The organism is Enterococcus sp. AZ078 (assembly GCF_051714985.1).
Classification (GTDB): Bacteria; Bacillota; Bacilli; order Lactobacillales; family Enterococcaceae; genus Enterococcus_B; species Enterococcus_B hirae.
Genome location: NZ_JBIOSW010000001.1, coordinates 347501 through 360630 on the forward strand (window position 1 = coordinate 347501; position 13130 = coordinate 360630).

The 13130-nt window shown below is 37.0% G+C and carries 9 protein-coding genes (1 of these 9 cut by a window edge); 6 read left to right on the top strand and 3 right to left on the bottom strand.

Annotated features, from left to right (window positions below; translation table 11 throughout):
- Positions 1-843, bottom strand: the 5' portion of a protein-coding gene (locus IGJ18_RS01585; RefSeq protein WP_081127634.1) for a cystathionine gamma-synthase. The gene continues 306 nt to the left of window position 1, outside the view; only the first 843 of its 1149 coding nucleotides appear in the window; its start codon is at positions 841-843; the stop codon falls past the left edge of the window.
- 56 nt (positions 844-899) lie between these two features.
- Positions 900-1817, bottom strand: a complete 918-nt coding sequence (locus IGJ18_RS01590) for a PLP-dependent cysteine synthase family protein (RefSeq protein ID WP_438842771.1) — start codon at positions 1815-1817, stop codon at positions 900-902.
- Positions 1818-2174: 357 nt separating this feature from the next.
- Between IGJ18_RS01590 and efp the strand changes: the two genes are divergently transcribed.
- Positions 2175-2738 carry an elongation factor P gene (gene efp / locus IGJ18_RS01595; protein WP_010720208.1) on the top strand — a complete coding sequence of 188 codons (564 nt, stop codon included), beginning with the start codon at positions 2175-2177 and terminating at the stop codon, positions 2736-2738.
- 53 nt (positions 2739-2791) lie between these two features.
- Here efp and IGJ18_RS01600 read toward each other — a convergent pair whose 3' ends face one another.
- The gene (locus IGJ18_RS01600; protein WP_096709643.1) at positions 2792-4282 is read right to left on the bottom strand and encodes a helix-turn-helix domain-containing protein; all 1491 of its coding nucleotides are present in this window, start codon (positions 4280-4282) and stop codon (positions 2792-2794) included.
- Positions 4283-4636: 354 nt separating this feature from the next.
- On the opposite strand from IGJ18_RS01600, the gene IGJ18_RS01605 reads away from it, so the two are divergent.
- From IGJ18_RS01605 to trhA, 5 genes are all read left to right on the top strand, one after another.
- Positions 4637-8143, top strand: coding sequence for a SpaA isopeptide-forming pilin-related protein (locus tag IGJ18_RS01605; RefSeq protein WP_438842772.1), 3507 nt, complete (start codon positions 4637-4639; stop codon positions 8141-8143).
- Positions 8143-9552: a SpaH/EbpB family LPXTG-anchored major pilin gene (locus tag IGJ18_RS01610; RefSeq protein ID WP_438842773.1), complete on the top strand. Its 1410-nt coding sequence runs from the start codon at positions 8143-8145 to the stop codon at positions 9550-9552. The genes IGJ18_RS01605 and IGJ18_RS01610 overlap by 1 nt, the downstream gene beginning before the upstream one ends.
- The gene (locus tag IGJ18_RS01615) at positions 9549-11426 is read left to right on the top strand and encodes a SpaH/EbpB family LPXTG-anchored major pilin (RefSeq protein ID WP_438842774.1); all 1878 of its coding nucleotides are present in this window, start codon (positions 9549-9551) and stop codon (positions 11424-11426) included. The genes IGJ18_RS01610 and IGJ18_RS01615 overlap by 4 nt, the downstream gene beginning before the upstream one ends.
- Before the next feature lie 33 nt (positions 11427-11459).
- Positions 11460-12287: a class C sortase gene (locus IGJ18_RS01620; protein ID WP_438842775.1), complete on the top strand. Its 828-nt coding sequence runs from the start codon at positions 11460-11462 to the stop codon at positions 12285-12287.
- Between the two features lie 98 nt (positions 12288-12385).
- On the top strand, positions 12386-13033 hold the full coding sequence (trhA, locus tag IGJ18_RS01625; RefSeq protein ID WP_025480259.1) for a PAQR family membrane homeostasis protein TrhA: 648 nt from the start codon (positions 12386-12388) through the stop codon (positions 13031-13033).
- The last annotated feature ends 97 nt before the right edge of the window (positions 13034-13130 follow it).

Sequence of the window (13130 nt, forward strand, 5' to 3'; positions counted from 1 at the left end):
TTTATGAGTGACCAAACCAGGATAAAAGACTTGTTCAACTTCAGGGCGTTCTTTTAAGAAGTGTGCGACCGCAAAAGCATTTTTTTGATGTTCTGCCATTCGTACACTTAATGTTTTGATTCCTCTTTGAAGTAGCCAGCTGTCTTGTGGCCCTAATACACCGCCAATGGCATTTTGATAATAGCCGATAGCATCCGCTAAGGTTTCATTATTTGTAGTAACCAAACCTGCAACGAGATCACTGTGTCCTCCGAGATATTTTGTTCCGCTGTGTAAGACGATATCTGCCCCTAAGTCAAGTGGTCTCTGGAAATAAGGGGTGGCAAAAGTATTATCAACAATTGTTATCAGTTGGTGTTTTTTTGCTAGTTGACTATTTTTTTGGAGATCAGTGATTTTTAATAACGGGTTACTTGGTGTTTCTAAATAAAGTGCTTTTGTGTTGGGTTGAATGGCTTGCTCTACTTGTGCCAAATCACTCGTATCGACAATTGTATATTCCAGACCACTTTTGGTTAGGACTTGATCAAAGAGTCGAAAAGTACCACCATAAACATCATCACCTAATAAAATGTGGTCTCCTGATTGAAAAAGAGAGAAGACTGCATGAATACCGGCTAAACCAGAGGCAAAAGCAAATCCTTTGATTCCACCTTCCAACTCAGCAATCAATTCTTCAAGGGCAAAACGTGTGGGATTCCCAGAACGAGAATATTCATATTGCTTGGGATTTCCCACGCTATTTTGTCGATAAGTGGATGTTTGATAGATCGGAACACTAACTGCTCCAGTAGTAGGGTCTTCACTGATTCCGCCGTGTATTAGTTTTGTTTGAATATGCATTATTTGTTCCTCCTAATTTTTTATATCTGGATTTCGGACAAAACGACTATTTGTTTTTATGAATAGATTCCTTTTGACAAATAACGGTCTGCTCCATCTGGGAAAATAGTTACCACTGAACTTCCTAAAGGTAATCGTTGGACTTCATGTAAGGCTGCCGCAAAAGCAGCGCCGCTAGAACTGCCAACTAGTATTCCTTGTTGCTTGGCTAGTCGCTTCGTGTAAGCAAAGCCTTCTTGATCAGAAATCGTTTCAAAACCATCTATGGTGATTCCAGAAAGAAATGGTGGGGTAAATTCAACGCCAATTCCCTCGATCTTGTGACTATGAGCAGTACCACCATTCAAAATTGAGCCTTCTGGTTCGACACCAATTAAACGAATGTCTGCATTTTGTTCCTTTAAATATTTAGCGGTGCCCGCAAATGTACCGCCACTACCAATCCCCGCTACAAAGCTAGTGATTGGTTCTGTAAGTTCTTGACTAATTTCCGGTCCGATCGTCTGATAATAGGCCATGGGATTCGCCCAATTCTCAAATTGCATTGGTAGAAAGCTGTGAGGAATGGTTTTCGCTAATTCTTTACTTTTTTCAATCGCACCAACGATGCCCAGTTCACTTGGTGTGTGGATGATTGTTGCACCTAATGCTTTCATCACTTGTTGTTTTTCCATACTGAATTTTTCAGGAACGACAAAGATTGTTTTGATAGAATAACTTAAAGCAGTTAATGCTAAACCAATTCCAGTATTACCAGCAGTAGGTTCAATAATTGTTGTCTCTTTTGTGATCTGTCCGGTTTGAATCCCTTGTTGGATCAGATAATGACCGAGTCGATCTTTGATACTTCCGCCGGGGTTCAGATACTCTAATTTTGCATAAATAGCTGAATGTTGGGGCATAGGATAATCTTTAGCAGTAAATTTAAAAAACGGGGTGGAACCAATTGCTTCGGTGATTGTTGTAATGATCATAATTCCCTCCTAAAAAAATAGAATATAAAAAGGAGCTGACTATTAAATCAGCTCCTTGAAAAAATCATGAAATAAGTATTGGAAAACGGAAGAAGGCAATACCAATTTATGAAGGGCTATTAATAGACATGACAAATCGTATGCTGCTTTTATGCACCATACAACAACAAATATTCATTTGTTTTGATTTGCTGTTTGTCATGTGAAGTCCCTCCAAAAATGAATTTCATTAAAAATAGCATGATTAAACGAGAAAGTCAAAGAGTAAAACTTAAAAATAGATAATTCCCTAGTTTTCTAAGCGGTTGTCTGATACAATAAAGTTGATTATGATTAAGTTAAGAAGGAGCAAAAATAATGATCTCAGCAAGTGATTTAAGAGCCGGTATGACATTTGTTCAAGACGGTAAATTAATTAAAGTTTTAGACGCAAGCCACCACAAACCTGGTAAAGGAAACACTGTGATGCGTATGAAACTAAAAGATGTTCGTTCAGGAGCAACATATGACACAACTTTCCGACCAGAAGAAAAGTTTGAAAAAGCACATATTGATACGAAACCAGTACAATATTTATATACAATGGACGACACAGCATTCTTTATGGATCTTGAAACATATGAACAATATGAAATTCCAGTAGAGACTGTAGAAGAAGAAATGAAATATATTTTAGAAAATATGGAAGTAAAAATTCAATTCTTCGGCAGCGAAGTGATTGGTGTTCAACTTCCAACAACGGTTGTTTTGCGTGTTGTTGAAACACAACCTTCAATTAAAGGAGCAACCGTGACTGGTTCTGGTAAACCAGCTACAATGGAAACAGGTTTAGTCGTTAACGTTCCAGACTTCATCGAAACAGATGAACTACTTGAAATCAATACAACAGAAGGCACATACGTAAAACGTGCATCAAAATAACAATAAAGGCTTTTGTTCAAGATCCAGTAGGATACTTGAGCAAAAGCCTTTATTTATAGCTGTTTTTTTAATTTTTCATGGTGGGCATGTGAAAGTCGTTGATACAATGCCGTTTCAAAATCATTGTAACGACAAAAATCAATGACCGCATATTTTGCTGGGTCTAGCTCTGGAGGAATAAGCAAGGGTGAACCAATAATATAAAAATCATACTGTTTCGTGAGTGGCAGATGGGCTTTTTCAATCTCGATAAAAGGAATCTTTTCACCTAGATTAAATATCTCATAAGTGATCAAGTATTCTGAAACGTTGATAAAGCCAACTTTCAATTTATAGTCTTCTTCCAGCTTGGTATAATACGGATAAAGTAAACAAGCTTGGATGAAAGCTAATTCACTACTACAATTTTTTAACCAAAGGAAGTTTTTACGATTCGCAATCTTTTTCCAATAACTTTCGACTTTAGTAGCTAAAATTTGGATCATAGGATATTTCTTTTGGATATACGTAGAAATAAAAAAGGTTGTTAAAGGGATTTTTTGTTTGAATACAGTAAAATTCAACAATGAAAGGTAGATATTCGCATGAAGGGAAGGCTCTTCATGAAAGTTGAAATTACTAATATATTTTTGACAATGCGTTTCAAACTCTTCCAAGACTTTTTTTAAATGGTTGTTCGCCTGCAGATAAGAATGTTCAACGATTGGTAATTGGACATCTGATTTGGAATTTAGAAAAGGCCAATAATAGAACAAATAAAAAAGGGAATTGATTTCTAAAATATCGAGCTTCAAATTAGCAAGTTGAAAGAAATCATAAAAAAATTCAAGATCTGTTCCACTAGGGATAAAAGAAGTGGGAGTTAATTCATAAATATCAGTGAAATGACCCTCTTTAATTCGTAAAAGATTGATTTTACAATGGAGCATAGCTTGCTTCTTGCCGATTGCATATTTATCTTTCAGGTGTTCCGCTTCGTATAACTCAAATAGTGCTTTTAAATCATCGCTAAAATAGAGATCATCTAGACTTTCACCTAATGAAACAAACCAAAAAAAGTTAAAAAACATAATCCGGATCAGCATTTCCGAACCTGTTAGTGTTAAGTTCGTTAAGTTCATAGTGATATGATAGTCTTTAAAATACTGCGCTAATTTTTTGGTTTGGCGAAAACAAGTGGAACGGCTAATATAGTTGCGTTGACAAAAAGAAGCAAGATCTTCATCTTGCTTCTTGATGATACTAAGCAATAACTGATAAGGGATACTTTGTGTGGTTAAAAAATTTTGATATTGATTGTAATGGATCATTCTTTCACGAATGATCAACTTATTTTTAGCCGTTAATAATTGTTTATTACTTATCTTTGCCAAGTCTTCTTGAATAGAAACAAGGATTTTTTTTAGTTTAACCATACTGATTGTTGTTTCTAAGTTTTCTCTTAGGTTATCGATCAAGTGCTCTCCTGGAGATAACGTCAATAGTTGACCATAAACAGCTAATTTTCCTCGCGAATGATCATCTAACAATAATTGCTCGATCAATAAATCACCATCTTTTCTAATTTAGTATTATTATTATTAACTTATCTTTATCATCTTGTAAATATGTATCTCAGATTTTTATATTTTTTCAATAATTGTAGAAATGAGAAGAAAGTCAGTGTTTCAAATCCAAGTCTATTTGATCGGTTATTTTGAAAATATAAACTACATCATTATATAAAAATAACATAACGTTTATAGATATATTTCTTATTTACATATCTTCTATAGATTTAATATAACTAAAAAATCCACTTAAAAATTGAATGAGAATAAAAAGAGAAAAAATAGAGGTTTTTTCTCTTTTTTTATATTATCTAACTGAATTTTAAATAATTTTTAAGGAGGATATCTATGAGAAAGAAACAATTATTCTTTTTGTTAGGGTCTTTAGGAATCATTGTTGTACTCAATTTTTTCTTTCAGAATAGGAAACTTGTCGAAGCAAGTAATGAGGCTACTATGGAAATAATGGCTAATGAATATGGCCAAGTCCAAGCTCATCAATCTGCGGAACAATTGACCGTCGAATTAGGGCTTTCTGAGAATGACCAAGGACATAGATACTTGGTACGGGTTATTGATTCAGAAACAAAAGAAATGCTTCTGCCAATTCCAACAACTGAATATACGGAATACCTTAATGAAACTAGTGGAAAATGGCTCACAACTAGCCAATTTTTCAAGCAAGAGTATCACGAGAAGTGGATTTTTGCAGGCATCAAGCAGAATCAGTCAGTTGACGTAGAAGTTTTAGTGGAACAACAAACGGCAGAAAATGAGCAAGGAAACGCACTCACGCCGATTGTGAAGGAATCATTTAAGTTTCTGGAAAATAATACATTAGAGCAACAAAGTAATAAGGAAACTTCGCCGGAAACAACGGAGCAATCGACTAAATCTAACGAAGCAGACACAAAGGGATCAACAGAAAGAGGAAATGAAGAGCAGCAAGCAAAGGGACAAGATCTTGAAGAAGAGACAAAAGAAGAGGTTGTACGTCCGTTTGAATTTCCCGCTCTCTTTTCTGCTGGAAATAATAAACAAATTGTCACACCTATCGTACCAAATTATACCAACGATTCTACTGGGGTCTACCCACAAGCAGCGTGGCAGCCGACAGGAAACGAAACGGTTCTCAATCATCAAGGAAATCAAAATGGTCAGTGGGATGGTGTGACGTCATGGAATGGCGACCCATCTAATCGGTCAAATTCTTATATTGAATACGGGGGAACAGGAGAAGAATCCTCTTATGCTATTCGTAAATATGCACGAGAAACGACTACACCAGGATTATACGATGTTTTTTTAAATGTACGTGGGAACGTTCAAAAAGAGTTTTCACCTGTAGACGTTGTATTAGTAGTCGATTGGTCAGGTAGTATGAATGAAGACAATCGTTTAGCCGAAGTGAAACGAGGGGTCAATAGTTTTGTAGATACCCTTGACCATAGTGGTATAGCTGAAAAAATCAATCTTGGCTATATTGGGTATTCTAGTGTGGGTTATAACAACGGTTCAATCCCACTAAGTTCATTCAATTCTGTAAAAAATCAGATTAAAGCGATCACTCCTTCAACGACACAAGGGGGAACCTTTACTCAAAAAGCGTTGAGAGAAGCTGGTGAGATGTTGGCTGAACAAACTAATCATGAAAAAGTGATTGTTTTATTAACGGATGGTGTGCCAACCTACTCCTATCACGTGAACAAAGTGTTTACAGAACAAGATGGTAGTTATTATGGAACTGAATTTAGTGATGTACGAGAAGGAGCCGGAAATACTTCTCTTTTAAATAGATATTACGATGTTCCAGATCAAAACAATCGAGAGAAGCAAATTCGGAGTACGTTTATAGCGACGATTGGCGAAGCATTAGCGTTGAAAGAACGAGGAATCAAGATCCATGGCTTAGGAATCCAATTGCAATCAGATATTCCAGCTGGCTTATCAAAAGCTGATGTGGAAACAAATATGAAGAGAATGGTATCAACGGATGAATCTGGTCAATTCTATTACGAATCGGCTGATCGCGCCACAGATATTTCTGATTATTTAGCGAAAAAAGCGGTCCATATTGCTGGAACCATCAGTAATGGAAAAGTGATTGATCCGATTGCTCAACCCTTTGTTTACGAAGAAAATACTCTCACGATCAAAGATGTAGGGAAAAATGCTGTCGCAGTAATGCCTACGATTGGTATTTCTGGTTCAACGATCCAAAGCAATCAACTATATTTAGGGAAAGATCAGGAAATTCAAATCCATTATCAGGTACGAATCCAAACTGAAAGTAAAACGTTTAAACCCGATGTATGGTACCAAATGAATGAAAAAACAACCTTGCAACCGACGGCGGATGCTTCAACAATTGTTGAATTTGGCGTTCCTTCCGCAAAAGCACCAGGCGTAACATTGTCTTTCGCAAAAGAATGGGAAGAATATGATCATGATACTAGCCTACGACCAGATCAAATCACTTATGAAATAAAACGAACGCCAACAACAGATAAAAATAGTTGGCAAACTGGATTTATCCAGTTAAATAAACCAACTAATGATACCGAGGGAACTTGGAGACGTGAAGACATCAAGTTACTCTCAGCAAGTAATGGCACTGACTATCAAGAAAACATGATGTTGCCAAAATTTAATAACCAAGGACAAGCGTTTAACTATCAAGCAAGTAACGAAATGACCGTTGAAGGCTATGAGGCTGCTAAAGTCAACGATACGACTTGGAAAAATACTAAAAAGTTTACACCATTTGATTTGAACATCACCAAACATTCTTCATCTGGAGCAAAAAATCTTGTAGGAGCAGTTTTCGAATTAACTGGTCAATCTAAAACGATCCGCTTGATTGATAACAAAGATGGCAGTTATCACTTGCCTGCTGATGTTCGATTAATGAAAGGGGAAACCTATACGCTTACAGAGGTACAGGCACCAGACGGACATGAACTTGCTCAAAAAAACACCTGGAAGATTGCGGTATCAGCCGAAGGAAAGGTAACGATTGACGGACAATCCGCAAAAATCGAGGAACAGGCGATTCTTCTAACGATCGAAAATCCTTTCAAAAAAATTCCTTTGGCGATTCACAAATATACACTTCATGGGTCAGAAAAAGTCCACTTAGCAGGTGCTACTTTTGAATTACAGAAAAAAGATGCTGCTGATAGTTATCGAACAGTAGCGACAAAAGTATCGGAACTAACGGGACTGGCTCAATTTACATTAGAGGAACCAGGAGAATATCGAATGGTAGAGACGAAGGGACCCGTTGGCTATGATACGATTGCTGGGAATTATGAATGGACGATTGATCAATATGGCACGATCCACTATGAACATGAAAATGTTGAGGTAGATCCGCAGTGGACATTACAGCATCAAAACCATCTCAAACCTTTTAATCTTACGGTCTATAAAAAACAAGATAACGGGCAATCATTAAAAGGGGCTAGCTTTAAACTAGAGGGGGAAGGGTCAAGTGTCGAACTACCTCAAGCAGGTGAATCAACGGATACATTTACATTTGAAAACCTTCAACCTGGTTCTTACACGTTAACGGAAACCAAAACACCAGATGGGTATCAAGGATTGAAAAAGCCAGTCTTGATCGTGGTGAAGGAAGATGGAACAGTGACCGTGGATGGGTCCAAACAAGAAAGTGGATTAGTAGCTGGAGACGAAAATAATCAAATTACGTTAACGATTACCAATCAAGTCAAAGTTCCTTTACCTGAGACTGGCGGAATGGGTCGTATCTGGTTCTATTTAGCTGGTTTCCTTGCGATAAGCAGCACATGTTTCGTTGCCTTTTTCAAAAAACAAAGAAAGGGCGTGGCGTAATGAAAAAAAGAATCTGGTATATCTTGTTCCTCATTCCGCTGTTGTTGACGATTGGATCGCAAAGAAGTGCGGCTCAAAATATTCCGAATCAATCTTCGAATGAGCAAGTACAGATTATCTTGCATAAACTTCTGTTTACGGAAGGGAATTTACCTGATCCACAAAAAAATACGGGTGAAGAGCAAGTATTCTTCCAAGAAGCTCAGGGACTAAATGAGGTGAGTTTTTCGGTTTATGATGTCACAGCTTCTTTCTATCAATTGAGAGAACGAGGGATCGATGTCACAACAGCGCAACAACAATTAGCAAAAAAGGGACAAGAGATCGGAACGTTTGTAACAGAACAAATCACCAAAACCGTTGGTAACGAAGCTGGTATCGCTCAATTTCAATTACCAAAGCAAGATGCACAAGGAAGAGATCAAGTGTATCTTTTTCAAGAAACGAAGACACCAGTAAACGTCAAAGAAAAATCAGCCAATTTAGTTGTGGTACTCCCAATTAATAATGAGCAAGGTCAAGAATTGAAGACGATTCATTTATATCCTAAGAACGAAGAAACGACTCCACTTTCTTTTTTGGAAAAAAAGATCCAAGGAGATTCCAGTGTTTCGTTTGGTGAAATCGTCACTTATACAGTAGATACCATTGTTTCTGACTGTCAAAGCTATCAACTCATTGATGAAGCTGATGATCATTTGCTCTTCTTACCTGATACATGGAAACTCAAAATTGGCGGACAAGAAATACATTCCGGGTATAAGATGGTTTCTCATCAAAATGGCTTTGAATTGACATTGGCTAAAGAGACACTCCAAAAAATGGTTGGACAACCACTTTCGATTACCTATCAGATGCAAGTATCAGCGACAGCAATTATAGACGAGGAATTGAAGAATAACGTCACGGTCACTACAGAACGTGAGTACCTCCAACGATCAACTGCCATCCGTACGGGAGGAAAGCATTTTTTGAAAATTGATAGTCGAAATCAAAGTCCTCTACAAGGCGCTGTATTTCTAGTAAGAAATCAAAGAGGTAAATACCTTCATCAAACGAAGGAAGGCGTTACTTGGCGAATGAGTAGTGAAGGAGCGTATAGACTAACTTCCGACCAATCAGGGAATTTTTCAGTTCGAGGGTTGACCGACGGGAATTATTACCTTGAAGAGATCCAGTCACCGAAAGGTTATATCAAAAGTGAAGAGCTAATTCCTTTTGTAGTTGAAAAAAATTCGTTTCAGCAAAACGGACAACAGGCGGATCCTTTGAAGGTAAAGAATCGTAAAGCAGATTTCGGTTTGATGCCTAAAACAAATGAAAAAAATAGCCAGTTTTATGTCATCGTTGGGCTAATACTAGTTAGTATCAGTCTGTGGAAATGGAGAAAGAAAGGTGAAAATAAATGAAAAAAGAGTGGAAAGCAATCGACATTTGTTGGGGAATATTATTCGTGTTATCAGCTGTTTTAGGTAGCTGGGTAGGGCAATCGCCTGTCTTTGCAGCTACCGATCAAGAAGTTGCACAAGTGATCTTGCATAAGAAAAAAGCACTTTCTTTACCCAATGTTATTCAAAACAGTGGGAAAGAGATGACAGAGTTTGACCAATATCAAGGTCTAGGAGATGTATCATTTACTGTTTATAATGTAACGAATCAATTTTATGAACAACGAAATAATGGTAAATCAGTCGAAGAAGCGCAACAAGCAGTTCAAGAGCTGACTCCTGGAGAACCTATCACGTTGGGAACGACAGATGCACAAGGAAGCGTAACGCTGGAATTGCCAAAATCTCAAAACGGAAAAGATGCGGTTTATGTCATCAAAGAAGAACCGAAAGCAGGGGTAGTCGCAGCTGGCAATATGGTATTGGCTTTTCCTGTTTATGAAATGATCAAACAACCAGACGGCTCTTATCAGTATGGTACAGAAGAATTAGACACGATTCATTTATATCCTAAAAATCTTGTTTCTAATAATGGGGTATTGCAAGTCAAAAAAGTGGGGACAGCCGAAAATGAACCATTGAATGGCGCAGTCTTTAACATTTCAAAAACCGAAGGAGCAGTAAAAAAATACCTTCATAGTGTGAAAGACGGGCTTTATACTTGGACAACTGATCAAACCGCTGCTAAATCTTTTTTGACTGGGAAAACGTATCATATCGGAACAGCTGACTTCATTGAAGAAAACAGTGAAAAAGGTCAGATGGAAATTTACGGGTTAGAAGTTGGCCACTACCTTTTGGAAGAAGTGAAGGCACCAGATAACGCCGCATTGATTGAGAGTCAAACGAAAACAGCATTTGAAATTACCGAAAATAATCAAACACCTGTTGAAAAAACGATTAAAAATGATACATCAAAAGTTGAAAAAAGTACGCCAAAATTAAATGGCAAAGATGTAGCAATTGGCGAAATGATCCAGTATGAAATCAAGGTCAATCTTCCCGAAGGAATTGCTGATAAAGAAGGTTCAATGAACAAATACACGAAATTCAATTTAATCGATCAACACGATGCAGCATTGACTTTTCATCATGCAGTCAATGGCGCCAATGGCTATGCACTTTACGATGGAGAAACAACAATCGATCCAAGTCATTATACAGTGATTGAGCAAGAAAATGGCTTTACGGTGGCAGTTGATCCAGCGTATATTCCTTCTTTAACGCCTGGAGGAACATTGAAATTTATTTATTATATGTATTTGAATGACCAAGCAAATCCAACTACAGGATACCAAAATGAAGCAAATGTAGAAAACGACTATACGAAAGACCAAACACCACCAACTGTTGAAGTAGTTACAGGTGGTAAGCAGTTTATCAAAGTTGATGGAGCGGTTTCAACAAACCAACCGTTAGCAGGTGCTAGCTTTGTCGTTCGAGACCAAGATTCAAGTGAGGCGAACTATTTGTTGATTGATCCTCAAACGAAAGCCGTTAATTGGACGAAAGAGCAAGGAAAAGCGACTGTTTTTACTACTGAAAAAGATGGGTTGATTACCATCATTGGATTAGCTCATGGAACCTACTATTTAGAAGAAATCAAGGCACCAGAAAGTTATGTACAGTTGACCAACCGCCTTTCATTTGTAGTCGATGAACAATCTTATCATTTGTCTGGACAAGTCATTTCACCAGAAAAGGTACCAAACAAGCATAAAGGAACATTACCTTCTACAGGTGGCAAAGGGATTTACCTTTACCTAACAATTGGTACGATCTTATTAATCATGGGAATTGGTTATTTTGTAAAAATAAAAAAATCCCATCATTAAAAGGAAAAACTAGTCAAAAAAGGATGACGATCAATGAGTAACAAAAAGCGGCGATATTTGGATAGTTTCATGACCTTGTTATTCATCACAGGAATCGTAATTTTTATGTATCCTTTTGTTAGTGATCGTATCAATGATTACCTGGATCAGCAAATCATTAGAAAATACCAACAACAAGCACAACAACAAAAGACAGAAGAGTTAGAGAAAATCCAACAAGAATATCTAGAAAAAAATCGAGAACTTGCAAAAAGTAATTCTTCCCCAGGCTCTGACCCATTCGCCGAAGAAGAACCGGAGAAGGTAACACAATCAACGTTCCAAAAACATACCATTGGTGTGTTATCAATCCCGAAAATCAATGTGCGACTACCGATTTTTGACCAAACGACTTCTTTTTTTCTGGAAAAAGGTGCCTCTTTATTGGCAGGAACCTCTTATCCAGTTGGGGGTGAAAGTACTCATGCCGTTCTTTCTAGTCATCGTGGATTACCCAAAGCCAAACTATTTACGGATTTAGATCAACTAGAGAAAAACGATTTGTTTTTTATCGAAAGTCAGAATGGTAAATTAGCGTATCAAGTGGATCAAATCAAAATTATTGAGCCTACAGCTCTTGATGATCTGATGATTGAAAAAGGGCAGGATTTAGTTACATTATTAACATGTACCCCTTATATGGTCAATAGTCACCGGTTGCTGGTACGAGGACACCGTATTCCCTATGAAGATCAAGACATTGAAAAAGAAGTCAAGAAAATCGATAGCCAAAAAAAACGATCTCTTTTGATTCTTGGATTCGTATTGATTGGATTGCTAGTGGTCGGGATAGTGTGTTTCATTTGCTATTTTAAACATTAAGTTTTAATATAGTTTTGAAAACTAGATGTAAAAGTCTTACAAACAGTATATAATAGGTTTATAAGAAGAAGGCATCAATGATTGGAGGAAATACAAAAATGGAAGTAGAATTTAGTCGGAAGTATCAAATAGTGAATGAAGTGTTGAATGCCGTCACCCATGGAATTGCAGCGTTTTTAAGTCTCATTTGTTTTGACTTGCTGATGGAACAAGCTCATTCAACCCTCGATTATGTTGCGTTTATCATTTATGGCAGTTCGCTGTTTTTGCTTTTTTTCAGTTCTACGTTGTTCCATAGCTTGATTTTTACAAAAGCAAAAAAAGTGTTTCAAATATTCGATCATTGTTCGATCTATTTACTGATTGCCGGGACCTATACGCCTTTTTGCCTGTTAATCGTTCAGGGACTTTCTGGTGTACTATTACTTAGTGTAATCTGGGCAACAGCAGTTATCGGGATCATTTACAAGTGTTTGACTTTAGCGAAAGCCAGTCAGGTTTCTAAAGTATCAACGATTATTTATAATGTGATGGGCTGGGGAATCGTGATTGTTTTACCAAAACTTTATCAAAACATCAATTTGACCGGTTTACTTTTATTGGTCGCTGGTGGGTTAGCTTACTCGATCGGCTCAATTTTTTATAGCATGAAAAGTAAGAGATTCACACATGTTATTTGGCACTTATTTGTGATGTTAGGTGCATCATTGATGTTTTTAGCCGTTTACTTTGGGTATGTGGTTTAAATAAAATCAATTTAAGCATGAATTTTTTGATGAACAAAGGAATAGCTCTCCTTTTTACAACGAAGGATTAAATTAAAAAATACGTTTGGTTTCGATG